18 protein-coding genes, 1 tRNA gene, 1 other RNA gene and 1 pseudogene are annotated in these 25,788 nt (G+C 37.6%); 8 read left to right on the top strand and 13 right to left on the bottom strand.

All coding sequences use genetic code 11. The features are described 5' to 3' along the window. Positions 1–91: 91 nt before the first annotated feature. On the bottom strand, positions 92–862 hold the full coding sequence (locus tag FHT21_RS08930) for a Ku protein (RefSeq protein WP_167294337.1): 771 nt from the start codon (positions 860–862) through the stop codon (positions 92–94). Positions 863–992: 130 nt separating this feature from the next. Between FHT21_RS08930 and FHT21_RS08925 the strand changes: the two genes are divergently transcribed. Next, positions 993–3,263 carry a glycosyltransferase family 4 protein gene (locus tag FHT21_RS08925; RefSeq protein WP_167294336.1) on the top strand — a complete coding sequence of 757 codons (2,271 nt, stop codon included), beginning with the start codon at positions 993–995 and terminating at the stop codon, positions 3,261–3,263. Positions 3,264–3,515: 252 nt separating this feature from the next. Here FHT21_RS08925 and FHT21_RS08920 read toward each other — a convergent pair whose 3' ends face one another. Further along, positions 3,516–4,982, bottom strand: a complete 1,467-nt coding sequence (locus FHT21_RS08920) for a glycoside hydrolase family 130 protein (RefSeq protein WP_167294335.1) — start codon at positions 4,980–4,982, stop codon at positions 3,516–3,518. Between the two features lie 156 nt (positions 4,983–5,138). Between FHT21_RS08920 and FHT21_RS08915 the strand changes: the two genes are divergently transcribed. After that, the gene (locus FHT21_RS08915; protein WP_167294334.1) at positions 5,139–6,230 is read left to right on the top strand and encodes a HAMP domain-containing sensor histidine kinase; all 1,092 of its coding nucleotides are present in this window, start codon (positions 5,139–5,141) and stop codon (positions 6,228–6,230) included. On the opposite strand, the gene FHT21_RS08910 is transcribed toward FHT21_RS08915, so the two are convergent. Further along, a complete protein-coding gene (locus FHT21_RS08910) occupies positions 6,216–7,319 on the bottom strand; it encodes a metallophosphoesterase (protein WP_167294333.1) in 1,104 nt (367 codons plus the stop codon). The genes FHT21_RS08915 and FHT21_RS08910 overlap by 15 nt on opposite strands. A 259-nt stretch (positions 7,320–7,578) precedes the next feature. Here FHT21_RS08910 and FHT21_RS08905 point away from each other — a divergent pair, with 259 nt between their 5' ends. Both FHT21_RS08905 and FHT21_RS08900 read left to right on the top strand, forming a co-directional pair. Further along, complete coding sequence (locus FHT21_RS08905) at positions 7,579–8,781, top strand: DUF763 domain-containing protein (RefSeq protein WP_167294332.1); 1,203 nt, start codon at positions 7,579–7,581, stop codon at positions 8,779–8,781. A 152-nt stretch (positions 8,782–8,933) separates the two neighbouring features. After that, positions 8,934–9,377 (top strand): SRPBCC domain-containing protein, encoded by a 444-nt coding sequence (locus FHT21_RS08900; RefSeq protein ID WP_167294331.1) that lies wholly within the window; start codon positions 8,934–8,936, stop codon positions 9,375–9,377. Between the two features lie 511 nt (positions 9,378–9,888). Here the strand turns inward: FHT21_RS08900 and FHT21_RS08895 are convergent. The 3 genes from FHT21_RS08895 to gltB all read right to left on the bottom strand — a co-directional run bounded on the left by FHT21_RS08895 (position 9,889) and on the right by gltB (position 16,973). Next, complete coding sequence (locus FHT21_RS08895; protein WP_167294330.1) at positions 9,889–10,446, bottom strand: transposase; 558 nt, start codon at positions 10,444–10,446, stop codon at positions 9,889–9,891. 557 nt (positions 10,447–11,003) lie between these two features. Continuing rightward, positions 11,004–12,470, bottom strand: coding sequence for a glutamate synthase subunit beta (locus tag FHT21_RS08890; protein ID WP_167294329.1), 1,467 nt, complete (start codon positions 12,468–12,470; stop codon positions 11,004–11,006). A gap of 3 nt (positions 12,471–12,473) precedes the next feature. Next, entirely contained in the window at positions 12,474–16,973 is a 4,500-nt protein-coding gene (gene gltB, locus FHT21_RS08885; protein WP_167294328.1) for a glutamate synthase large subunit, read from the bottom strand. 422 nt (positions 16,974–17,395) lie between these two features. On the opposite strand from gltB, the gene ffs reads away from it, so the two are divergent. Next, an RNA gene (gene ffs, locus FHT21_RS08880) (signal recognition particle sRNA small type) lies at positions 17,396–17,495 on the top strand. Between the two features lie 86 nt (positions 17,496–17,581). Next, positions 17,582–18,241, top strand: coding sequence for a fructose-6-phosphate aldolase (fsa, locus tag FHT21_RS08875; protein WP_167294327.1), 660 nt, complete (start codon positions 17,582–17,584; stop codon positions 18,239–18,241). Between the two features lie 474 nt (positions 18,242–18,715). On the opposite strand, the gene FHT21_RS08870 is transcribed toward fsa, so the two are convergent. The 3 genes from FHT21_RS08870 to FHT21_RS08860 all read right to left on the bottom strand — a co-directional run bounded on the left by FHT21_RS08870 (position 18,716) and on the right by FHT21_RS08860 (position 21,895). Continuing rightward, positions 18,716–19,222, bottom strand: a complete 507-nt coding sequence (locus tag FHT21_RS08870; protein ID WP_167294326.1) for an HAD family hydrolase — start codon at positions 19,220–19,222, stop codon at positions 18,716–18,718. Positions 19,223–19,385: 163 nt separating this feature from the next. After that, entirely contained in the window at positions 19,386–20,672 is a 1,287-nt protein-coding gene (locus FHT21_RS08865) for a sugar MFS transporter (RefSeq protein ID WP_167294325.1), read from the bottom strand. 104 nt (positions 20,673–20,776) lie between these two features. Next, positions 20,777–21,895 carry a formylglycine-generating enzyme family protein gene (locus FHT21_RS08860; RefSeq protein ID WP_167294324.1) on the bottom strand — a complete coding sequence of 373 codons (1,119 nt, stop codon included), beginning with the start codon at positions 21,893–21,895 and terminating at the stop codon, positions 20,777–20,779. Positions 21,896–22,079: 184 nt separating this feature from the next. Between FHT21_RS08860 and FHT21_RS08855 the strand changes: the two genes are divergently transcribed. Both FHT21_RS08855 and FHT21_RS08850 read left to right on the top strand, forming a co-directional pair. After that, a tRNA-Lys gene (locus tag FHT21_RS08855) sits at positions 22,080–22,152 on the top strand. 204 nt (positions 22,153–22,356) lie between these two features. Further along, positions 22,357–22,608, top strand: a pseudogene (locus FHT21_RS08850) (tyrosine-type recombinase/integrase); the annotation flags it as partial. Between the two features lie 73 nt (positions 22,609–22,681). Here the strand turns inward: FHT21_RS08850 and FHT21_RS08845 are convergent. The 4 genes from FHT21_RS08845 to FHT21_RS08830 form a co-directional block, all read right to left on the bottom strand. Further along, complete coding sequence (locus FHT21_RS08845; protein ID WP_243853934.1) at positions 22,682–23,377, bottom strand: hypothetical protein; 696 nt, start codon at positions 23,375–23,377, stop codon at positions 22,682–22,684. A 318-nt stretch (positions 23,378–23,695) separates the two neighbouring features. After that, positions 23,696–24,208 (bottom strand): hypothetical protein, encoded by a 513-nt coding sequence (locus FHT21_RS08840; protein ID WP_167294323.1) that lies wholly within the window; start codon positions 24,206–24,208, stop codon positions 23,696–23,698. A gap of 272 nt (positions 24,209–24,480) precedes the next feature. After that, positions 24,481–24,852 carry a hypothetical protein gene (locus tag FHT21_RS08835; protein WP_167294322.1) on the bottom strand — a complete coding sequence of 124 codons (372 nt, stop codon included), beginning with the start codon at positions 24,850–24,852 and terminating at the stop codon, positions 24,481–24,483. Positions 24,853–25,011: 159 nt separating this feature from the next. After that, on the bottom strand, positions 25,012–25,683 hold the full coding sequence (locus FHT21_RS08830) for a hypothetical protein (RefSeq protein ID WP_167294321.1): 672 nt from the start codon (positions 25,681–25,683) through the stop codon (positions 25,012–25,014). Positions 25,684–25,788: the final 105 nt, after the last annotated feature.

Here is a 25,788-nt window from a genome sequence, read left to right as displayed (position 1 = left end):
ACTTGTTCAGCTATTACATTACCTCAAGCCCCAAATGTATTTCTGGTTGTAGTACAAGCCTAAAAATCTCTTATGCTAACCGCTAACCTAGCTATGCACCTTTCTTTGAGCCCAAACTCTGCATCAATTGATCATAAAGGTCATCGCTTGTCGCTTTTTGTGGTTTCATCTTTTTAACCGTTGCCCGTTTGCCTTTAGACTTTGCTTTGATAATTTTCAATAATTCGCTACTGTAATCATCTTTAAAGGCGCTCAAGTCGAATTTCGAGCTGTATTGTTTAATTAAAGCCAAGCCCACATCCATTTCTTTTTTGGTAATGGTAATATCGTCAACCTTGGTAATTTCAGATAAACTTCTTATTTCCTGTTCAAACCTAATTTTAGTAATCACAATTACATGTTCCATGGGATGGATAACACAAAGATTTTCTGTATTACGCAGTACAAATCTGGCCACTCCGGCCTTACCCGATTTCTCTAAGGCCTTTAGCAACAATCCATAAGCTTTCTTGCCCTGTTTTTCAGGCTCTGTATAATAAGAAGTTTCATAATAAATAGGATTAATATCTTTTATATCAACAAAATTCTCTAATTCAATAATTTTAGTTTTTTCGGGTGCAGCCTCTTCAAAATCGTGCTTATCTAGCACAACATACCTGTCTTTTAAAAAATAGCCCCTAACAATCTTCTCATATGGCACTTCTTTATGGGTGTTTTCATTTACCCTTAAAAATTTAATCTTTGCATGATCACGCTCATCGAGCATATCTAAATCGAGATTACTATTCTGGACAGCAGAAAACAACTTAATTGGAATGTTTACCAAACCAAATCCAATAGAACCTTTCCATATTGATCTCATAGTTAAATATTTACTTACTAACAAGTGTCCAAATCAGATTGTTTTGGCTTTATAAAGCGTAAATTGAGGAAATCACAAACTATTTAGATAATACAATGTTATTTAAGTATCAACCCTATTTGAAATACATATGAAAATCGCCTATATTTCAACTTATCCTCCTCGTGAATGCGGTTTAGCTACCTTTAATCAGAATTTGGTTAATGCCTTAAGTTTAAATCCTGCCTATAATTCACAGAAAAGCTTTGTTGTTGCATTAAATGAATCGGATGATGTTAATGAACACGATTACCCAAGCGAAGTGAAATTCGTTATCTGTCAGCAAAATCAAAAAGATTATATCGATGCTGCAGATTTTATCAATAACAGTGAAGTAGATAGTTGTATTATTGAACATGAATTCGGTATATATGGCGGCAACAGCGGCGTATTCTTATTGTCCTTAATCAATAGATTAAAAAAGCCATTCATTACCATTTTGCATACGGTTTTAAAAGAACCGAATTTCATGCAACAGACTATTATTAAAGAGATTGCAGTTAAGTCGTCTAAAATAGTCGTGATGAGCAAAAAAGCAGTCATGTTTTTGACCAGTGTTTACCAAATTCCTAAGGCTTCAATCAAATTAATTGAACATGGCGTTCCAGATCTGGAGCCTATACCCAATAACGAAATTGCGCAAAGTGAACTTTTTACCGATCGAAAAGTGCTTTTTACATTTGGATTAATTAGCCGGAACAAAGGCTTAGAAACCGTAATTAAAGCTTTACCAGAAATTGTTGCTCAACACCCAGATGTTTTATATGTGATTCTGGGCAATACCCACCCTGGCGTCGTAAAACATAATGGCGAAGAGTATCGCGATAGCTTGAAAGCATTGGCTAAAGATTTAGGCGTAGAAAATAATATTGCTTTCGTTAATAAATTTGTATCTGAAAAAGAATTGCACCAGTATTTAACCGCCTGTTATTTATACATTACGCCTTATTTAAATGAGGCTCAGATAACCAGCGGTACTTTATCATATGCTATTGGTGCAGGTGCAGCAGTGGTTTCTACTCCATATTGGCATGCACAAGAGCTTTTGGCCGATAACAGAGGCAAATTATTTGATTTTAAGAATGATGCGCAATTGGCCACAATTGTAAACGAACTTTTAAGCGATAAAGATAAATATCAAAAACTGAAGCAAAATGCTTACGAATATGGCTTAAATCTTCGTTGGCCAGCCATTGGAAGTGTTTATCTTAACATATTAAATGAAGCTGTGGCCGATGGAAAAAGACCCGAAAGAGTTACTCCGCCTATTATCGATGTAGAGGGTATGCCAGCACTTAACTTAGATCATATTTCGTTACTAACAGATGATACCGGAATTATTCAGCATGCCCGTTTTGGTGTTCCAAATTTGAAGGAAGGCTATTGCATTGATGATAATGCCAGAGCTTTAATTATGGCATTAATGGCTATTGAACGGGATAAAAATCCTAAAGCTTTAAAATTCATGCCTGTTTATCTGAGCTTTATTCAGTATATGCAAACCGATGATGGGAACTTTAGGAATTTCTTGAGTTTTAATCGCAATTACCTGGATGAAATAGGCTCAGAAGATTCTTTTGGCCGTACCATCTGGTCATTGGGTTATTTAGTTTGCAGTGCACCCAATAATTCTTACCGTGAATTCGGCAGGGAATTATTTTCGCATTCTATTCCGCATTTTAGAGAATTAAAATATCTCCGTGGAAAAGCAAATACGATTATCGGTTTATCCTATTACTTGTGTGCCCATCCTGGTGATGAGTTAATCACGAAAGAAATCAATATGCTGGCCAATTCATTAACAGCATCATATCATGACAATAAAGATGGCGATTGGCATTGGTTTGAAGATATCCTTACCTACGATAATGCGATACTTCCTTTGGCTTTGCTTCATCATTACGAAGTTACCGGAAATACAACATCTTATAAAATTGCGATGGAAAGTATTGAGTTTTTAAATAGCTTTTCTTTCGAAAATGGATATCTAAATCCGGTTGGAAATGCAGGATGGATGAAAAAACATGGCAAAAACCCCATCTACGACCAACAGGCTATAGAAACGATGGCAATGGTTTTACTTTATGCTAAAACATTCGAGGTAACCAAAGATGATAAATATTTAAATTTAATGCACATCAGCTATCAGTGGTTCTTAGGGAAAAACAGCTTGCATATTCCTTTATACGATTTTGAAACACATGGATGTGCAGATGGACTACAGTTCAACAGTGTGAATAGGAATCAGGGTGCTGAGAGTACATTGGCCTATTTCATCTCCCATTTGGCCATATTAAAGGCTGCAGAGGCGGAATACGAAACGATGTCGTCTCCCTTGGTGGAAGCAGATAAATGTAGTTAGAAGCTAAATTGCCCTGGAAAGACAAAAATGCTGATTCAGAAATGAATCAGCATTTTTTATGTTGTTTTGAAGAATAAGCAGAGACGATCGCCACACTGACCTGTAGCGCAGCGGAAAGCTACGAAGTAAATTTATTTCAGGGTCTTGATGACCGGTAAAATGCTGACCACGTAGTAGATACAAGACAATTGAAAACTCTATTATTACTTGTAAAACAAGTTCAGCAGTACGACCGATAGAGACGATAAACTTCTAGTTATTTTCCAGCAATTTAGCCAGCAATAATTCCAGATTTACGCTTGCAAACGACGAACTATAATCAGATAAGCCATATGGAATAATTAATTCGCCATTACTGATAATCGATCCACAGGAATATACTACATTGGGCACATAACCTTCACGTTCATCATTATTAGGAATAATCAACGGCTCTTTTAAATGGCCTATTTCTATACTTGGGTTTTCAAGATCCAATAAACTTACTCCAATACAGTATCTTCGCATTGGTCCCACGCCATGTGTAATTACAATCCATCCTTTTTCTGTTTCTATCGGAGAGCCACAATTGCCGATCTGTACCAGCTCCCAATCGTAGCGCGGTTGTTTTAAAAGGATTGGGTTTTCCCAAACATTAACTTTATCAGAAAACATCAGATAATTGTTCCATCCATCTATCCGGCTCATCATCACATATTTCCCTTTAATTTTTCGTGGAAATAGTGCCAGGTTCTTATTTTGCGCACCATCGCCATAAAGTGGAATCACTTTAAACTCGTAAAAATCTTCGGTTTGTACGAGCTTGGGAATAATTAAAGAACCGTCGAAAGCAGTATATGTAGCGTAGTACAGTACTTTGCCATCGTCTTTAACAAATTTTACAAAACGGGCGTCTTCAATCCCTTTACGTTCAAATTCTGAAATCGGAAAAATTACCCGATCCGAAATATCTGTATCTTTTGAAAATGTTATGGTGTGGTAAGTATCTGATAGCCAAAGTACTTTGTCGTATTCGATTAAGCGGGATGGATCTTCTTTATGTAAACTTTTGGAATCTTTAATGATATTGCTTAAGCTGGTGTATTCAAATTTGTCATCAAGTTTCGATTCAATTTCTTCTAAAACAGAAGGATCGATCTGTGCATAGGCGGCTTTTTTTAGAAATAGTTTTTTAACATAAATGGCATTCTTCACCACTTCAGCCTCATCAACATAATTTCCAACAGGTAAAACCTGGATATTGTTGTCTTTATCAATCAAAGCGCGCCGGAAAACAATTGAAGAAATATGCCCCTCACCTACAGCCCTGAAGCTGATGATTACCCGCTTCTCGCCCTCTACTAAATCAGTTTGATCAGGATCATCAACAATACTAGGATTAAAAAAAGCGGCCGATTCTATTGAATATTCATGTGTAAAGTAGGCACCAATCAACAATCTGGTATATTCATCAATATCTTCGAATGAAGTACCTAAGGCTGCAAATTGTTTTCTTAATTTTTTACAATGCCGGGTTAAGATTTTGGTAATATTCCGGTGTCTTTTAGAATATTCTTGTAATATGGGCGATATTAGTGAAAACACTTTCTCATCTGAAAATTCTAAAACTTTCTTGATTACTTCTAGTGCTCTCTCCTCTCCGTTAAAAAAAAAACGGGCAATAACTCTTTTAGTATCCGGGTTAACCTTAACAGGTTTACGTTCTATGTATAATCTCATTATTTAAGCTGTTTTGTAGTAATTTAACGCTTTTGGCCCTATTTCTTCCAACTCTATATTAACGAAATTTACGACTTAATTGTTTATATTATTTACAGTATTTACACATAATTTTTACCTTTAGTTATTCATCCCCATATGTTAATTAAACCTTAAATGCAATACGAAAAAGCAGATAACACGATTCCAACTGATGAAACCTTGCGTTTGGGAAAATTAAGATACTACGAGATTTTAAGTACACCTGCAGAAAGTGCTTTTGATCAGATTGCACAATTGGCTGCTGAAATATTTGATGTTCCGAATGCGGGTATCGGTTTTCAGGCAGATGGGAATATGTTTATGAAGGCCCAAATAGGAGCATCTATCTCCTTACCTTTAAAAAATGATACATTTACTTTTTTTGCTTCCACCCCTATCAGGTCGCCAGAGGGTTATGAACTTGGCCTGATTTACGTTGCAGATACTAAATTTAAACCAGCCGAAGAGCAGCAGCTAAAAATGCTAGGGCATTTAGCCGGTATAGTAATGGAAAAACTGGAGTCTAGAATTGCAATTAGAAGAGCATTAAGGGCCTACGATGATCGTTTACATGTGCTTGTTCACGATCTTAAAAACCCGATGACTACCATTTCACTTCAATCTGAATTACTTGGGCGCATTCCGGGTATTGATGACAAGGCTTTATTAATTGCGGGCAAGATTAATACGCAATCTAAAAAAATGATTGATAATCTGAACGGTATTTTAAGTTCTGCCAGGAAAGAAGCTAACTCATTTAAGCCAAAAAAAGATAAAATAGATTTAAAAGAAATATTAGAACAGGTAAAACGAGAACTCAATTTACCACTTAAGCATAAAAATCAAACTGTTTTTATTGATATTGAGCAGCCTATTGAAATTTTTGCTGATCCTGACAAACTAATAACGGTTTTTAGTGAGTTGATTAATAATGCCATCAAGTTCTCATCGGTGGGAAAAGATATTTACATCAGTCATCAAACATCAGATAACGAGGTAACTATTTCGATAAAAGATAATGGTGTGGGCCTAACTGAAGAAGACCTGGATAAAGTTTTTATTAAATTCGCACGGCTGAGCTCGGTAAGCACAAATCAGGAAAATACTTATGGGTTGGGGCTTACTACAGCAAACGCACTTGTTGATATTCATAGAGGGAAGTTATGGGTAGAAAGCGATGGAAAAGATTTGGGTACTACTTTTTACGTAACGTTACCCATCAAATAGCTTTAAATCTGATAAATCGCTGAGTTTCATTTCTTCGAGTAAAATTCTTTCTGGTATGGCATTTCTATGATACGACCATTTTATAAGCCTTATAAAACCATTATCAATTTCGATACCGGTTATATCGCCATCACTAAAACAACAACAACCGCTATTAAAGTAAGCTGGGGTGTATTTGCCGAATTGCGGTGCTTTATCTCCCTCTTTTATCAGTTTACGAAGTTCTGCATTTAAAATAGCAAGATTATCAGCATTCTTTTCTTTTTTGGCCTTATTCAGTTTTATATAAATCCGCTCCAGGTGTGTTAATGAAGCAAAAACCGGTTGATGCGTATGTCCGGTAATTAAAGCTATGTTCTTTTTTGTAGCTACCCAGCTGTACATGAGTGCATTATGTGCTGTTTTGAGCTGATTGCTGTATGCTGGTGTATTCGGGTTAATTTGAAGATACGATTGCAGTGGTGCCCAAACTGTACTCACAAACCATTTGCTAAACCAGTTTCCATCGCTTTGTAAATCGCCCTGATGGCCGTGGGTTAAAAAAATATCGAGTTTAATCTCGCCCAAGGACATTCTTAAGATTGCGCCTTCATAAATGTGGATTTTAGTGCCGTAAATTCTATTGAGGTTAAATCCTGCTAAAGGATCATTATCCCAATATAAGTCATGGTTGCCAAATATCTTAGTGAAATGGTTTTTAGAAATAAAGGCTTTTTCTGCTTCGAAAGTTTCTTTATTGTGTTTTATTACAGATTCGAGTAAATTCTCCCAAAGCTCCTCACTATCACCCAGGTTTATATAATGAAAATCTTGCTGGTTGTAGTATTCGAGTGCTTTTAGGTAATTCTTTTCGGCTAAAGTAAAATCATCAGCATAATCGCGGGCACCTTTATGCTGGTCTGATAAAATGATAAATTTATCCGTATCGGTAACTTCAAAAATAAGTCCGCGTTTTCCAGGGTTGGTATTTATGGTTTTGTAAAGTTTATTTAAAGCCGAATGGATACGTTTACGGTTGGGCCTTGATCCAAATTTATTCGACATGCGAATAATCCAGGTACTAAGTAAACGTTGTAAGAATTTCCGCATGTATAAAATGAGTCTTCGCTATTGAATAGTTTCTCAAAATAACAAAAAATATTATCAATCGTTTTTTCTGAAAAGCAATAGTTGTAATTCTTAGGTTAGGTTCAGCCTTGCTTTCCGTTTTATGCCGATGAAAAATCGACATGCTCACTCCAATCAAGTTTAGTTTACATCGGTTAATCGCCTTTATTAAAGTCAGGTCCTTTCTATCGCCAATAAAATAAAACCTTTTTTAAATAATATTTTACTAAATTTGTTAGTATTGAAAAGATCAGGAAGCGCAGATTTACCCCTACATTATGGCCATGTACCACCATGGCTGGCACAGCGTATGGCAGCACTTGGCCTGGCTATAACAGAAGCGATACTATTAGAATATGGTAAGGCGGAAGTAATACGCCGATTAAGCAGTCCTTTTTGGTTCCAAAGCTTAGGCGCTGTAATGGGTATGGATTGGCATTCCTCAGGTATTACGACATCGGTAATGGGCGCTTTAAAGAAATCGATCAATCCCTTATCGAAAGAGTTGGGAATTTACATTTGTGGAGGCAAAGGAAAACACAGCAGAGAAACACCAAATGAACTTTTAAAAATTGCCGATAAAACGGGTTTAAATGGAACAGCATTGGTACGGGCCAGTAAACTCAGTGCAAAAGTAGACAACACGGCGATTCAAGATGGTTTTCAACTGTATCTTCATAGTTTTATTTTAAGCAACGAAGGCGATTGGGCAGTGGTGCAACAAGGTATGAGTGATAGCAGCTCAACAGCGAGAAGATACCACTGGCATTCTGAAAACTTAAAATCTTTTGTGGAAGAACCGCACACAGGTATCTGTGGCATTAATCAAGGTAAGATCTTGAACCTAACAGCTAATGATGCTGATAAGGCAAGGCAGAGCATGATGAGCATTACAGCTGAATCGCCGACGCGGATGCTTGGTGAAATACAAAAATTGGTATTACCCAACCATCATGATGTAAAATCAAAAGATGTAGATATAAAACGTTTAGGCAGTATATTGTGGCTGGCCCAGGAAAAGCAGCCGAGAGATTTTGAGGAATTATTATTACTTGAAGGCATGGGGCCAAGAACCTTACAATCGATGGCTTTAGTGAGTGAGGTAATTTATGGTGCGCCTTCCCGATTTACCGATCCTGCCCGTTATTCTTTTGCACATGGCGGTAAAGATGGACATCCCTTTCCTGTGCCTGTAAATGTTTATGATGAGACCATAAGGGTTTTGCAGAAATCAATTGAAAAAGCGAAGATTGGAAATACCGATAAACAACAAGCCATTAAATCATTACATCAAATTGCCAGTAATGCAGAAAAAAACTTTGTTCCGAATATGGATTTTGAAAAGCTGATTCACAAAGAACGCGCTGAAAGCTGGAAATATGGCGGCAGAACCGTTTTTGGGAAGGAGAAACCGCCGAGAAACGAGCAATTGAAATTGTTTTAAATTTAAATCGCTAACGAAACTGCATTTGTAATGCGGGAAGAAACTTAATAGCGATTAAATCGCCTTTCTTATTCACCCCGCTAAAAGTTGTTATTGCCTTTTGGCATAAAAGAGTTAAAACATATTAGATAATAGCGATATTTAGAAATGTTATGCAAACTACCAATATTCCATACAGCAACAGTATTGACATTCATAGCAGCCCTTTGAAAGTCTGGAAAGCCCTAACCGATACAGAAATCATGCAGCAGTGGATGTCTGAATCACTGATCGAAATCAATACCGATTGGATTATCGGCGCTCCAATCACCATCCGCGGTATACTATCGCAAACACCGTTTGAAAATAAAGGAAATGTTCTTCAATTTAAGCCTGAAGAACAGTTACAATATAGCCATTTAAGCTCTCTATCCAACCTGCCAGAACAACCAGAAAGTTATACTACCATCGAATTCCTGCTCCGTCCAAATGAAAAAGGAAGTAACTTAACAATTAATCTATGTAATTTCCCTACAGATATCATTTATAAACATTTGGTATTTTACTGGAACACAACCCTAAAAATTCTGAAAACATGCATAGAACAAGACTCTTGAGCAAATCACGATTGTTAATTCAGTATGCTAGGAGAAGAAATAAATGTCTGTCCGTAGAGTTCCGAAGGGCTCTACGGATTGGAGGATGGAAAAGAGTCTGTGACCCGTTATTATTTTGAGTTACAAACTCAATTCTATTTATAGATCCGTAGAGGCACTGCGTTTAACTCTACGGACAGTATATATCGTATATTCAGTTTCTGTCTGTAGAGTTCCGAAGGGCTCTACGGATTGCAGAATGGCAAAGAGTCTGTGACTCGTCATTATTTTTGAGTTACAACTCATTCTATTTATAGATCCGTAGAAGCACTGCGTTTAACTCTACGGACAGTATATATCGTATATAGTTTCTGTCTGTAGAGTTCCGAAGGGCTCTACGGATTGGAGGATGGAAAAGGATCTGTGACCCGTTATTATTTTTGAGTTGCAAACTCAATTCTATTTATAGATCCGTAGAGACACTGTGTTTAACTCTACGGACAGCATGCCCCCACCTGATATTATTTGTTTTTTATGCTATAAACTCTATTCCTATCAAGCCGCTTTCTGTTGTATAATAATCAATTGCAGAAGAGTAAACGTATTCTTCTGCGGTTCTAACTGCCCCTGATCTTACAGGATTATTATGTAAATAATTTAACCTCTGATCTATCATTTCGTTTGTAGAAAGTTCTACAGGATGATTTTCCTGTTGCCAAAACTGGTAATCTTTATTTCTTTTATTTTCTTCACCAGCCTTTTTGAATATCCAAAGCATCCAATTCCGTCTACTTTCATGAGTATTATTTTTGATGGCCTTAATAATATGGCTAGATGTAAATTTCTTAAAATCTCTTAATACGTCAGACAAGTTGTTATTCTCATTTACGGATAATATCAAATGTAAATGATTACTCATAATACACCATGCATGAATCCTTAAACCTTTATTTTCTTTACAGTAAATTAAGCTTTCTACAACAATATCCGAGTACTCTTTTCTAGTAAATACATCTACCCATTGCACTGTAGCAAATGTTATAAAGTGTAATGCTTCATGATCTTTTATTTGATAGCCCCTTTCTCCCATATACTAATATAAGCTTTTAGTTTAAAGAATATCTGTCTGTAGAGTTCCGAAGGGCTCTACGGATTGCAGAATGGCAAAGAGTCTGTGACTCGTCATTATTTGAGTTACAAACTCAATTCTATTTATAGATCCGTAGAGGCACTGCGTTAACTCTACGGACAGTACGTGAATCAGTCTTATTGCTGAGTTTAAAACTCAGTCCTATTAGCAAATCCGTAGAGATTCTGCGCTTAACTCTACGGACAGTATATAGTTTCTGTATAGTTTTTGTCCGTAGAGTTCCGAAGGGCTCTACGGATTGCAGAATGGCAAAGAGTCTGTGACTCGCCATTATTTGAGTTACAAACTCAATTCTATTGATAATCCGTAGAGGCACTGCGTTTAACTCCACGGACAGTACGTGAATCAGTCTTATTGCTGAGTTTAAAACTCAATCCTATTAGCAAATCCGTAGAGATTCTGCGTTTAACTCCACGGACAGTATATGATAGAAAAGGATTAAATAAAAAAGGTCGTGATTTGCACCACGACCCTAAAAATATAGAATTTAAAACCTACTAAGCGTATGCAACTGCATCTTTCGATGCCAGTTTGGTTGTCCCCATTAAGTATTCGTCTACCTTACGGGCAGCTTCTCTACCTTCTGAAATGGCCCAAACCACTAATGATTGTCCGCGGCGAACATCGCCTGCAGCAAAAATCTTAGCAATATTGGTTTGGTAAGTGTGTTCAGATGCTTTTACGTTTCCGCGGTTATCTAACTCTACACCTAACTTCTCAATTAAACCTTCTTTTTGAGGGTGTAAGAAACCCATTGCTAAAAGTACCAGTTCACATGGAAGATCTCTTTCGGTACCAGCTATTTCTTTAAAAGTAACCGGACGTCCGTTTGCATCAATTTCCCATTCCACATCAACTACTTTTAATCCTTTAAGGTTTCCTTTTTCATCAGCAATAAAGTTTTTAGTATTTACCGACCAAGCCCTTTGTGCACCTTCTTCGTGAGAAGAAGTATTTTTTAGCAACATTGGGTAATTTGGCCAAGGCATATGCTCGTTACGTGCCTGTGGCGGCATCGGCATAATCTCGAATTGTGTAACCGATTTTGCACCATGACGGTTTGAAGTACCAATACAGTCAGATCCGGTATCGCCACCACCAATTACGATTACATTTTTACCGGTAGCCATAATATCTTCCGCTTCAACGGTTCTGCTCGCTACACGTTTATTTTGTTGTTTCAAGAAATCCATTGCGAAATGTACACCTTTAGCCGAGCGACCATCAATTGGTAAATCGCGTGGAATAGTTGAACCTCCAGCCAATACAATCGCATTGAAATCGCGCAACAAAGTACCTATTTCAACATTTTCGCCTACATTGGCATTGCATTTAAAGATGATGCCTTCTTCTTTCATTAAATCGATACGGCGATCTACTACATTTTTCTGTAGTTTAAAATCAGGAATACCATACCTCAATAAGCCACCCGGAGCATCATCACGTTCGAAAACGGTAACTTCATGTCCAACTTTATTTAATTGAGCAGCAGCAGCTAAGCCCGCAGGACCTGAACCAATTACAGCTACTTTTTTACCAGTTCTGATTAATGGCGCTTTTGCTTTGATAAATCCTTTTTCGAAAGCAATTTCGATGATGTGTTTTTCAATTTCCTCGATAGAAACAGGTGGTCTGTTAATGCCTAACACACATGCAGATTCGCATGGGGCTGGGCAAATTCTACCAGTAAATTCAGGGAAATTATTGGTGCTTAATAAAATATTGGCAGCTAATTCCCATTTACTTTGATAAACAGCGTCGTTAAATTCTGGTATCACATTACCCAGTGGGCAGCCTGATTGGCAGAAAGGTACGCCGCAATCCATACAACGGGCAGCTTGATTGTTTAATTCTTGTGAAGGTAAATTATTTAAAAATTCACCGTAGTGTTTTACACGCGTTGCAGCCTCTTCTCTAGTGGGCGCAACTCTATCGTATTCTTGAAATCCTGTTACTTTTCCCATGACCTAGTGTGTTTTTACTTGTTGATTACGTTTACTTAAAACTGCTTTGTATTCCTTAGGGAATACTTTTACGAAATGAGCAGATTGAGTTTTCCAATCACTTAAGATAAACTCAGCTACTTTACTATCCGTTAGGCGGATATGTGTTTTAAGTAAAGCTAAAATACGCTCCTCATCTTCAGCTTGTAATGGATCAAGATCAACCATTTCTTTATTGCATTTGCGTGCAAAAGTTCCATTGGCATCATAAATCCAAGCTACACCACCACTCATACCAGCAGCGAAATTGCTTCCCGTATCACCAAGAATCAGCACTTCACCTCCTGTCATGTACTCGCAGCCGTGATCGCCAACTCCTTCAACAACAGCTGTTGCACCAGAGTTACGTACGGCGAAACGCTCACCTGCTTTACCACGGGCAAATAACTCACCAGATGTTGCACCATAAAGAGCTACGTTACCGATTATGATATTTTGCTCAGGGATAAAAGTTGAGTTTGAGAAAGGATAGATGGCTAATCTTGCACCCGATAATCCTTTACCTACGTAATCGTTCGCTTCACCTTCTAGTGATAACGTTACCCCACGGGTATTGAAAGCACCGAAACTTTGTCCGGCCGAACCAACAAATTTAAAGTTGATCGTATCCGGAGGTAAACCAGCGCCTAAATGAACTTTCGAAATTTCATTTGATAACATGGTACCCAGTGCACGGTCGGTATTTTTCACATCAAAACTGGCAAATACAGGTTCGTTATGGTCAATAGCAGGTTGTGCAGCTGCAATTAATTTATGATCTAAAACCTGGTCCAAACCATGATCCTGGCCTTCAGTATTAAATAAAGGCAAGCCATTGTCTTCTGCTTTATATAATATAGCTGATAAATCAAGGTGTTTCAATTTCCAATCTTCAGCAGGCAATTCGCGTACTTTTAAAATATCAGCCTGACCGATCATTTCGTGGATGGTTCTGAAACCTAATTCAGCCATAATCTCACGTAACTCTTCGGCAAGGAAATAAAATAAGTTTACTACATGATCAGCATCACCCGTAAATAATTTTCTTAATTCCGGATCTTGCGTTGCTACGCCAACCGGACAAGTATTTAAATGGCATTTACGCATCATAATACATCCCGAAGTTACTAAGGCTGCTGTTGCAACACCCCATTCTTCAGCACCTAGTAATGCAGCAATAGCGATATCTCTACCAGTTTTAAGCTGGCCATCTGTTTGTAACACGATACGGTTACGCAATTTGTTTTTTACCAAAGTTTGGTGTGCTTCTGCTAAGCCTAACTCCCATGGTAAACCAGCATGTTGGATTGAGGTTAAAGGAGATGCTCCCGTTCCACCATCAAAACCAGATACCAGAATCACATCGGCATGTGCTTTCGCAACACCCGCTGCAATAGTACCTACACCCGCTTTCGAAACCAATTTCACATTGATCCTTGCGGCACGGTTAGCATTTTTCAAATCAAAAATTAACTGTGCTAAATCTTCGATCGAATAAATATCGTGGTGTGGCGGAGGTGAAATTAGACCAACCCCTGGTGTAGAGTGACGAACTTTTGCAATCCAATCATCTACTTTATGTCCTGGTAATTGACCACCTTCTCCTGGTTTAGCGCCCTGAGCCATTTTAATCTGTAACTCATCAGCATTGGTTAAGTAGTAACTGGTTACACCAAAACGTGCAGAGGCCACTTGTTTAATTGCCGAGCGCATGCTATCGCCATTTGGCAATTTAGTATAACGCATTTCATCTTCACCACCCTCTCCGGTATTGCTCTTTCCACCGATACGGTTCATGGCAATCGCTAAAGTAGAGTGTGCCTCATGAGAAATTGAACCGAAAGACATTGCCCCGGTTGCAAATCTTTTTAAGATTGACTCTGTAGATTCTACCTCATTTAAAGGTACCGATGGGCGACTATAGTTAAATTCGAACAATCCACGGATGGTATAAGCTTGTTGTGTTTGCTCATTCACCAGTTTAGAGTACTGTTTGAAAATATTATAATCGTTTTTACGTGTTGCATTTTGCAGCAAGTGAATGGTTTGCGGGTTAAACAAATGCGCTTCACCTTTACGGCGGAATTTATAAGTTCCACCAGCTGGCAACAAGTTTTCTGTTTCTGTTAACGGGCCAAAACTGCGGTGATGTTTAATTAACGTTTCTCTTGCAATTTCATCTAGTCCCAAGCCACCAATACGCGAAACTGCACCGGTGAAATAAGTATTCACTACTTGTTTATTTAAACCTAAAATCTCGAAAATCTGCGCTCCCTGATATGATTGCAAGGTTGAGATTCCCATTTTAGAGAAAATTTTAAGTAAACCGCTGTTTACCGCGTAGATATAGTTCTTGGTAAGCTGCTCTGTTGATAAGCCCGATTCTTCTTTAAACTCATTAATGGTTTCCAAAGCCAGATAAGGGTTAATGGCTGTAACGCCAAAGCCCAGTAATGTGGCGAAATGATGTACTTCCCAAATGTCACCAGCCTCTATTACAATACCCACGGCCCCACGGTATCCTTTGCGGATTAAGTGATGGTGTACGGCAGAAACGGCTAATAAAGAAGGCATTGCAGCGTGCTCAGAGTCAATAGCTCTATCGGTTAATACAATTACCTGGAAACCATCTTCAACCGCATCAACTGCATAACGGCATAAACGGTCTAAAGCTTTCGCCATAGCACCCGGCTTGCCATCGGCCCTGAAATAAGTCTGTAAAGTTTTCGCCTGGAAAACACCTGTGTCAATACTTCTTAACTTCTCCAATTCCTGGTTGGTTAAAATCGGGTGTTTAATGGCTACACAATGTGCCTGTTTTGGTGTTTCTTCCAGCAAGTTACCCATGCTACCCATAAAACTGGCCAAACTCATCACCACTTTCTCCCTGATCGGATCAATCGGTGGATTGGTTACCTGTGCAAATAACTGCTTAAAATAAGAAGATAAATGCTGAGGGCGTTTTGATAAAATAGCCAGTGGTGTATCGGTACCCATCGAACCGATCGGTTCTTTACCTTCAATGGCCATTGGTTTAAGTAAAAGATCTACATCTTCTCTGCTGTAACCAAAAACCTGTTGATATTTAAAAATAGACTCTGTAGATAAGCCGGTGAACATTACACGTGGCTCGGGTAATTCCTCTAAACGGATCTGGTATTGATTAATCCAATCGGCATAAGGGCTTTTACCGCAAACTTCTTCTTTAATTTCGTTATCACTGATGATTCTACCCTGCTCCATATCCACCACAAACATTTTGCCTGGCGTTAAACGGCCTTTTTCGATTACCGTACTTTGGTCGATGGCTAATGCACCAGCCTCAGAACCCATAATTACACGGTCATCAGAAGTAATGGCATAACGGGAAGGACGAAGACCATTACGGTCTAAAGTAGCACCGATTAATTTACCGTCGGTAAAAGCAATGGCTGCAGGTCCATCCCATGGCTCCATTAAAGTAGCGTGGAATTCATAGAATGCCTTTTTAACAGGATCCATATCTTCGTTACCGTCCCATGCCTCTGGTACCAACATCATTAATACATGAGGCAAGGTTCTTCCAGAGTGAAGTAACAGTTCAATAACATTATCTAAACAGCCTGAATCTGAATTGGATTCGTCAATTACAGGCAATAACATATCTAATTCTTCTGGCGTAAAGTAAGCAGAAGCAAAAGATTTAACGCCCGCTCTAAACCAGTTTAAATTTCCTTGTAAAGTGTTGATCTCACCATTATGTGCAATAAAGCGGAATGGCTGGGCCAACCTCCACGAAGGGAAAGTATTGGTTGCAAAACGTGAGTGAACCAAACCTAAAGCAGAAACCATGCGCTTATCGGTTAGGTCGGTAAAATATGTACGTACCTGTAAGGAAGTAAGCTGACCTTTATATATAATGGTTTGCGCAGAAAGCGAAACGATATAAAAATCTTTACCACCATGAACGGTGTTTACGATCAGTTTAATCAGGTAATTTTTAAAAATATAAAGTTTACGTTCGAAATCTGCCCCTGGTGCTACTGCATAAGGACGGGCAATAAATACCTGCTCAATTTCTGGTTCAACAGAAAGGGCCATATTGCCAATATCTGTTGTGTCAACATCAACTTTTCTAAAACCTAAAATTTCCAGGCCTAATTTTTCGGCGGCACGGTAAATCAATTCTCTGCACTCTTCTCTCGATCTGATATCTTTTGGCATAAATAACATACCTACACCATAATTATTGGTTTCTGGTAGGCTAAAGCCAGCTTTTAAACATTCGTCGTAAAAAAATTCGTGAGGAATCTGAATCATAATACCGGCTCCATCGCCTGTATTTGGTTCTGCCCCGCATGCCCCTCTATGATCTAGATTCTCTAAAATAGTAAGTGCATCAGAGATGATTTGATGCGATTTTCGCCCTTTCACATGTGCAACGAACCCAATACCGCAGGCATCGTGTTCAAATTGCGCATCGTACAATCCACTGTTTGGTTCCATTCTTTGCTCGTTAGTTGTTAGTGTATAGGAAACACTAAGATACGAAAAACAAATCTTAAATTACAGAGTTGACACGATTTTTAGAAAAATTTTAGTCCTTAAGTAATTTAAAGCCTTAGTATTGGAAAAATGACAATGATATTGATAAAAATTTGCCATATTAATAATGGTAATATCATACAATAAATACACTTTTTCTGCTAATTCCGTAAATAAATCGATTTAATTATTGATTTATTTGTGAACGTATAATTTATATATAAATACTATGTTCAGAGTATTCTTGATATCATATTTTTTACAACTATTTAAAAATACACATTTTAATTTTATTAATTTACTAATCAGCCAGATAGCCTAAAAGAGAAAAAAAATACAAAAATGCATTTTGTGTAACAACTTCTTTTTCTACCTTTGTGCCCGGGCAAGTCTTTTACGACCAGCTCCCTTTGAACTCCCCCAGGGTGGGAACACAGCAAGGGTAGAAGGTTGTAGCGGTGCGATAGAAGGTGCTTGCCCTTTTTTTCTTTTCCCTTAATCCCCTGAAGGGGGAACTAAATTCTTCAGGGTTCAATCATAGAAACTCAAATATTTAAGAATTTATAAACATGAAATTTTTTATTGACACAGCAAATCTTGATCAAATCAAAGAAGCGCAAGATCTTGGCATTTTAGATGGCGTAACCACCAACCCTAGCTTAATGGCGAAAGAAGGTATTACTGGCGAACAAAATGTAATTAACCATTATAAAGCTATTTGCGATATTGTTGATGATAACGTAAGTGCTGAAGTTATTTCTACCACTTTTGATGAAATTGTTAAAGAAGGTGAAGCTTTAGCGGCCTTAAACCCAAAAATCGTAGTTAAAGTTCCAATGATTAAAGATGGTGTTAAAGCCATTAAATATTTCTCTTCAAAAGGAATTAAAACAAATTGTACTTTAATTTTCTCTGCCGGCCAGGCTTTATTGGCTGCTAAAGCTGGAGCTACTTACGTTTCTCCGTTTTTAGGTCGTTTAGATGATATTTCTAGCGATGGCTTGGTTTTAATTGAAGATATTAGAACTATTTTTGATAACTACGGTTACGAAACTCAGATTTTAGCAGCATCAATCCGCGGCCCATTACACATTGTAAACTGTGCTAAATTAGGTGCTGATGTAATTACTGCACCTTTGGCTGCTATTGTTGGTTTATTAAAACACCCATTAACAGATAGCGGTTTAGCTACATTTTTAGCTGACCACGCTAAAGCTGCTGGGAAATAAGAATTATAAAGACGAAAGTCTTTTAGTCCTAAGTCTTGAGTCGGGTTTCCGGTTTAAGACTTAGGATTTTTTGTTTTATAGAAAATGTAAACGGTAAAATGTATGACGGACAAATTACCGGTTAGGTTATATTATCGTTTTCTCTTTTTTGGAGCGCAGAAACAGTGCTGATCGGTTTCTGCAGTCCTGCTTTCCATTATATTCCGGTAAATGTTCGATAATGATAAATTAGTCGAAAACCGGAATGCCATTGCAATCAGGGCTAGCTGGCAGTAATAAAAGTTCTTTTGCCAGTTTAGAAACTCCATAAAGTGATTACGCGTTAACGATGGAAACGGCATCCTTTTTGGCTTTCATCCTGTCTAAAGGACTCCTGTGGAGAGCGCAGCCGAAAGAAAGCCAAAAAGATACAGTGTACAGCGTGTTAAAACGCCCAAATGATAATACCAGTCCTTAGCACTTTTCCTGAAAACCCTAGACTAAAGACTCCCGACTCAAGACTTCCTTCACCTTCTCATAACTAATCTGCTCATCAGGTTCGATTAGAATGCCCTTTACTCCTGCCCCATTTGCAGCTTCAACATCCCGTGGCTTATCGCCGATCATAATAGATTGTGCCGGGTCAATATCATACATGTCAATTGCATCTAAAATCATTCCAGAAGCCGGCTTTCTGCATTTGCATTCGCCGCCAACAGTTGGATGATGCGGGCAATAATAAAAACCAGCAATATCGGCCCCTTTAGCCACAAAAGCATTACGGAGCATTTGGTGCATAATGGCCAGTTCTTGTTCGGTATAACGCTTTAAGGCAATACCGCCCTGGTTGGTAATTACGATTAGAAGATAACCTTCGTCGAATAGTTTTTTTAATACTGGAATTTGGTAATCTAAGATTTTAAAATCTTCAACGCGGCAGATGTAATCGTATATTTCGTGATTAAGCACACCATCGCGGTCGAGAAAAATAGCTTTATTCATTATTGGGATATGAGTATTGTAATATTAAGTATCAAGACTTGAGTATTGCGTATCAAGATTCAACCTCTGTAATAATTGGGGTAAAATAAGCGAAAATTAAGGACAAAAGAAAGCCCGATCTAATTAAAGACCGGGCTTAATCATAAAATTTATTTGGTTTTGGTTATTTTAAATTCAATCCGGCTTTGTGGCCTTTGATGGCGAAAAACAGAATGTATAAGTAACAAGGCAATACGGTTAACAGATAGGCCAACTGGAAGTGTATGTGTAATTTTTCATTTAAAAACGCATATAATAATGGCATAATTGCCCCACCTGCTATACCCATAACCATAATGGCTGAGCCAATTTTTGTGAATTTGCCTAAATGGCTAATGCCCAGCGGGAAAATTGCAGGCCACATTAGTGAATTTGCCAAGCCTAATAAGGCTACAAAAATTACAGCAAACCAACTCGAAATAGCAAAAGATAATATGGTAAATATAATGCCTAAAATGGCACAAATTCTAAGGGCTTTTTGTTGAGAGATGTACTTTGGAATGGTAATGATACCGATAATATAACCGATTAACATACTAAACAGCGTAATGGAAGTTAATTTACCGCTAATCTCGGTACTGATACCTAATTCACGACCGTAAATACCAATAATATCACCGGCCATTACCTCAGCTCCTACGTATACAAAAATACAAAGGGCGCCAAGGAATAAGTGTGGAAACTGAAAAATGCTTTTATGTTTTACCACCTCTCCTTTGGTTTCGTCGATCACATCTTCTTCTACCTCAACTTCTGGAAGGTTGGTAAATTTAATAAAAACCGCAAAAAGACAGAAAACGATTGCCAAAACAATATAAGGCATATTTACACGACCTAAAACATCATTTAATAACTGTTCGTGAACAGCACCGGTGGCCGCTTTGATCTGTTTTTCTACTTCTGAAGCATTTTTCAAAAACAAAGTGCCCATAATCAAAGGCACAATCATTCCGGCAAACTTATTACAGATACCGGCAATACTGATACGTTTTGCGGCACTTTCTATTGGGCCAATGATGGTGAGGTAAGGGTTTGATGCTGTTTGCAGCAAAGCTAGTGCCGCACCCTGTACAAAAATTCCGGTTAAAAACAAACCAAAAGTTCTGGTTTGTGCCGCCGGTATAAATATCAATGAGCCCAGGCCTAAAATTACTAAACCTAAAACAATTCCATTTTTAAAACCAACTTTCTTTAGTATCCACGAAGATGGCAAAGCTAAAAAGAAGTAAGCCATATACGATGCAAAGGTTACGAAGAATGCTTGTAAGTTCGATAATCCGAAAGATAATTTAAAGAAAGGAATTAATGTTCCGTTTGCCCAGGTTACAAAGCCAAAAATGAAGAATAAGGCACAAATAATAATAAGTGGTTTCGGCCCTTGCGTTTGACCTGGTTTTGTTGTTGGTTGCATAAAGTTTTGGTTCGGTTTAATTTGTTTGGGCCAAACTAAACAATAATATTTAATAAAATATGGGTCAAACGTTTGCGTAATTTTAACTTTAACAGAAAAGGGCTTTAGTTAGTGCTCACGCACCTAAAACCAGTATGCTCTAAGCCTGTATCAACAGAAGTTTTCATTCTGGAAGTTACCCTGTAGCCTTTGCAATAAGAGGCGTTACACATAAAAGAACCGCCCCTTACCACTTTTTTAGGAACGGTTGGTTCCATAGGGTCGTAGCTATCTGATGGACCTTTAGGATTGTTGCTCAACCCTGTAATCGTGCTATAATAATCTGGGCGATACCAATCGCTGCACCACTCCCATACGTTGCCTGCCATATCGTAAAGACCATAGCCGTTCGGCTTAAATTTTTTGACTGCAGCTAAACCACTAAAACCGTCCCAATTGGTGTTTTTAATCGGAAAGTCTCCCTGCCAGGTATTGGCTTTTACTTTACCTTTCTCTATATCCTCATTTCCCCATGGATATTTTTCATTTTTCAAGGCCCCTCTTGCAGCATACTCCCACTCTGCCTCTGTTGGTAAACGTTTACCTGACCATTTACAATAAGCCATGGCATCATCCCAGGATACATGTACAACCGGAAAGTTTTCTTTTCCTTTAATATTGCTATTTGGGCCATGAGGATGTTTCCAATCGGCACCTTTAACCCAACGCCACCATTGCGAGGCATCATTTAAGGTCGTAATACTTTTAGGTTGATAGAAAACCAATGATGCAGCAACAAAAACACTGTCTGGTGGTTTTGGTGTACCTGCGGGAAGCTGTTTTTTCATCTCTTCCCAGTCTGGTTTACGTTCAGCAGTGGTTTTATATCCGGTTGCATCTACAAATTTTTTAAAACTGGCATTGGTTACTTCGGTAACATCAATCCAGAAAGAAGATACTTTAACCTGATGTTGGGGATATTCATCATCCCTGCCCTCTTTATCTGATGCACCCATGGCAAATTCGCCAGCGGGAATTAAAACCATACCATCGTGACTTACTTTATTGCCCGCAAAACTCGAAGAATCCTTTACTGCACCAAAACGGCTGGGCATGTTCTTTTCGCATGATGCTAGGGAATCTTGTTTATGTCTTACTTTTTCTTCTTCTTTAGCTTTGTTAGATTGGCAGGATAATATGGAGAGTGTTGGTAAAAAAAGTAAGGCAAGAAGTAATCTACGCATAGGAGGATATTAAATTAGGAGCGATAAAAATATCAAATCTATTTAAAAAAGAGAAGGCAAATAATTAATTCGCCTATAAATCAATACACTAACGCATTTGGCTATTTTTTATTTGCAAGAAATGCTTCATAACCCTATATTTGCACCACTTTAAAGGAAACGGGCAACGTTTTTGAACAAAGTAGATTCCGTAGCTCAGCTGGTAGAGCATTACACTTTTAATGTAGTGGTCCTGGGTTCGAATCCCAGCGGGATCACACCAAAGACTATCAAAATGTATAAAACCCTGCAATCGCACGATTAGCAGGGTTTTTGCTTTTAGGGAATTGCCAAAATTCGCATGAATTCACAAAACTTTGGTGAGTGATTCGGTGAGTAAGGCAAAACGGTTAAAATTGACTCACCGAATGGCATATAATCAATTACTGTACAGGTTGTTACAAACTGAACATCTTGTGTAGATTAAAGAAATCGCTGACCTGTGCGGAATTGAGAAAAAACTTACCTCACACATTGCCCGCCATACTTTTGCGACTACGGTTACAATATTGAATGGGGTGCCGATTGAAAGTGTTTCAAAGATGCTCGGGCATACGAACATTAGGACAACACAGCATTACGCTAAAATTTTGGATATCAAAGTGAGTGAAGATATGGCGATACTGAAAAAGAAATTGCATAAATTCAATCTGCCGTATAATAGTCTCTCTTAAATATTGATTATATAAAAGTGTGTTAATTTAATTAAGGCGTGAGTGTTCAATGATCATTCACGCCTTATTTCAACTATTCATAATCATATCTGAATGTCCGGTATTCGCCCTTATAGGCGTATATTTTATTGTCGATTGCAAATTTATCATCTAATATTGAGTCGATTTTTTCATATTTATAGTTATAGTGTCTCTTGTTTAAAAAGCCTGCAGATCTTATCGTGGGATGGTCGAGGATTGGCTGGAGATTTCCATCCAAAATATTGGTATTAACGAAACGGAAATCGATAAGTTCTGGAAAGTTGCTTAAAAAGTCGAGATTATCGATGTTTCCACATTCATTTAGGCACAAAACTTTAATTTTTTTGAGTGAAAGAAGTTCGTCTGTTGGTACAAATTTCTTACTTCGGTTAATATGTAAAAATTCTAAGGAGTCTTTCAAAACACTCAAACCGGTATCGCTTGCTAGTTTGGTGCAATAATGTAGCTCGAGTCTTTTTAAGTTACTAAATTTTTCAATTCCAATAAAGTCTTTGATATTAGCCCAGTTCAATTCAAGGTACAATAACTTCTCGGAGTCAGAAAGGTTTTCAAATGAGTTTACTTTTCCTTTTAAATGCCAGATAACTGCGTATTCAGAATCAGAAAGATCATTGTTTGTAACCCATTTAGAAGGTTCTTTAAAGTCTTTTCTAAATATTGTATCGTCTTGTAATTGATCCCACCAGATGCCATTGAATCTCCAATCCATTTTTTCCTTTCTGTTCAAGATAAGCTTATTTTTTTTTCTATACTATTTAATATCGTTCTTGTCATGTCTGTCCGTAGAGTTCCGCAGGGCTCTACGGATTAGCAAATAGAAAAGAGTCTATGACTCGCTTTTATTTGAGTCTATAAGTTCTCTAATATCCTTGGAGGCGCTATGCTTAACTCTACGGACAGAGGGAGTACTTCTGTAGCTGTTCTATAAATGAGATCAAAACGGGCTATTGAGGGTTTTATGTACAGCCTTTCTTCGATGTCTATTCCAATCTCTGATATTTGGTCAATTTTCATAAATCGAATTAACTTTCATAAGTACAAAAACTTAGAGGTCATTTTTTTTTAAAGCAATCCCCTTACTTCCATTTCCGAAACCGTAAAGAATATTTTTTCGGATAACATATTTAGTGGAATCTGTAGTTAGATAATATTCCTTATTAGACTCAATAAACTTTCCTTCCAGAAATTGTAATGATGCGCCAGGATCTAGTTGTTCACTCATACTAAAGGTACCTTCTGATTTCCAATGCACTATCTTATATATCCTGTTGTTATATTTGAATTCCCAACTTTCAAGTCTATTTCTCTGATGTCTACTAATTTCTGCACTAAAAAGAAAATTTATGATGAATGCTGAAATCACTGCATTAATCAAAAAAAATTTCGAGTACTGTTTTTTGAAGAAAAATAAAATTCCAGCGATAATAAGATTTATTACAATCACAAATGGAATTAGCAAAATTATGCCAATTGATACACTAGGATCGGGATCCATTGTTCTCACCCAGCCCCATATAATGCAGAAGTCGATAATGACAAGTAATAATATTTTGGCCAAAAATTTCATTTGAATATTTACGAGTTGTAGTAAAATACTATTTGCTATTATTCCTATCTAAATAATTCTCAAATACCTTTCCAATTATTTGGTCGATATTTGTCGTGTATGCACCATCCCAGTACAACTGTATCTAATCCAGACACTGATGCAAGACCATCAGCTCAATTCCTTTTACCTTGTAGGCGGTACCGCATTATCTTTAAGGATCGGACACTGGCAATCCATAGATATAGATGATCAATTTCATTACCTATTTCATATGGTTGTTTCTATCGTTCTTTATATACAATCTTCACTCCATCTATTTCATCAGCTTTTTTAAATGTCCTCAATTTTGAATCGAATGAGATTTCCAAAGTTTTTTCACTTAACCAGGTTAAGTTTATCGCATTTGAATCCAGTTTTGCAGAGTTATGGTCAGAATCTACTATAAAAACATTTCCTGACTCTGCGTCGGTTAATTTAAAATCTGCATTTTCCAGAACTACATGCAACGAATTATCAGTTGTTGCGTTCCCACCGTTCATAAACACCATGGCTTTTTTTGTTTTCTTATGATTATAAGCCTCTTTCAAGAGCGTAAGAGGACTATCTTCGAAAATCGTAGCACACGAAATAAAGCAGAATGCAAAAAACAGCATTATGAAATGTTTGGCTGATTTATACTTAAATAACATATAATTTCTGTTCATACAGGCTCTAACGAAGCGTGGTTAATTGAAAGCAATTTGTGATTTAGTACTGATTTTTCATCATTACTGTCTTAGGAACACGAAACCCCGCCATCTGGGTGGGGGCTGTTACCGGTTGGCTTTTTCAAGTTTGTCATTTACGATATATTTTATTTCTCCTGCCCCAATAACTGTCTCACCTTCTCTAAATTCAAACTCCATTCCTTCTGTTAGACAACCCGAAAAATAGTCTGGTGATAATATTTTAATTTTTGCGTTAACTGTGTCACCAGGAAAAACAGTTTCCTTGTCAATAAAAGTTTGTTGTCCTGATGTCTGCATTTCTATGAAGTCAAACTTTATTTGTGGTCTGTAACCGCTTTTAGCTGGAGTCTGTCTCCCACCTTGTTCTGTTGTCCTATATTTCAGTTGTGCAATAAAGTCAGTCTTCTTAAATTCCTGTTCATAGAAATCAAGAATATTTTTTAATATATTATCGAAGTTACTTTCATTGCAAAATCTTGCCGAAGTGTCAATGACTTCAACTATTGAGCTGCCCGCTTCAACCTGCCAAGCATTTTTTCCGTTAAACTTCTTTAGTTGTATTTTCTCAATTGTCAATGGTGAGCCGAAATATTCTTTAAGTTCCTTGTCAAAGTCTGCAATTTTGTGCTGATCATGTGTCGGCCAGTCGTTCATTGCACTTAAGAAGATTACCGCGATTTCCTTCAGTTTGTGGTCTGTCTGGTCGAGGTCAACCAAACTCCAAAGTGTCGAATATGTTTCAATTTTGTTGTCCACTGTATTGTTCTCTTAAGCTTTCCAGTAACGTTTGGCGGCTTGGCGAATGGTGGCGGTTTTGATAAAATTACTAAAAGATTGGAAAGGTTGTAGAAGGATTTTCCG

This window comes from Pedobacter sp. SG908, from assembly GCF_011759615.1.
GTDB classification, from domain to species: domain Bacteria; phylum Bacteroidota; class Bacteroidia; order Sphingobacteriales; family Sphingobacteriaceae; genus Pedobacter; species Pedobacter riviphilus.
The sequence above is the reverse complement of the archived record's forward strand: the minus strand, read 5'-3'. Positions and strand labels throughout refer to the sequence as shown.

Coding starts and splice junctions, on each gene's coding strand:
- FHT21_RS08930 (WP_167294337.1), bottom strand. CDS start 862: ATGAGATCAATATGGAAAGGTTCTATTGGATTTGGTTTGGTAAACATT.
- FHT21_RS08925 (WP_167294336.1), top strand. CDS start 993: ATGAAAATCGCCTATATTTCAACTTATCCTCCTCGTGAATGCGGTTTA.
- FHT21_RS08920 (WP_167294335.1), bottom strand. CDS start 4,982: ATGAGATTATACATAGAACGTAAACCTGTTAAGGTTAACCCGGATACT.
- FHT21_RS08915 (WP_167294334.1), top strand. CDS start 5,139: ATGCAATACGAAAAAGCAGATAACACGATTCCAACTGATGAAACCTTG.
- FHT21_RS08910 (WP_167294333.1), bottom strand. CDS start 7,319: ATGCGGAAATTCTTACAACGTTTACTTAGTACCTGGATTATTCGCATG.
- FHT21_RS08900 (WP_167294331.1), top strand. CDS start 8,934: ATGCAAACTACCAATATTCCATACAGCAACAGTATTGACATTCATAGC.
- FHT21_RS08895 (WP_167294330.1), bottom strand. CDS start 10,446: ATGGGAGAAAGGGGCTATCAAATAAAAGATCATGAAGCATTACACTTT.
- FHT21_RS08890 (WP_167294329.1), bottom strand. CDS start 12,470: ATGGGAAAAGTAACAGGATTTCAAGAATACGATAGAGTTGCGCCCACT.
- gltB (WP_167294328.1), bottom strand. CDS start 16,973: ATGGAACCAAACAGTGGATTGTACGATGCGCAATTTGAACACGATGCC.
- fsa (WP_167294327.1), top strand. CDS start 17,582: ATGAAATTTTTTATTGACACAGCAAATCTTGATCAAATCAAAGAAGCG.
- FHT21_RS08870 (WP_167294326.1), bottom strand. CDS start 19,222: ATGAATAAAGCTATTTTTCTCGACCGCGATGGTGTGCTTAATCACGAA.
- FHT21_RS08865 (WP_167294325.1), bottom strand. CDS start 20,672: ATGCAACCAACAACAAAACCAGGTCAAACGCAAGGGCCGAAACCACTT.
- FHT21_RS08860 (WP_167294324.1), bottom strand. CDS start 21,895: ATGCGTAGATTACTTCTTGCCTTACTTTTTTTACCAACACTCTCCATA.
- FHT21_RS08835 (WP_167294322.1), bottom strand. CDS start 24,852: ATGCTGTTTTTTGCATTCTGCTTTATTTCGTGTGCTACGATTTTCGAA.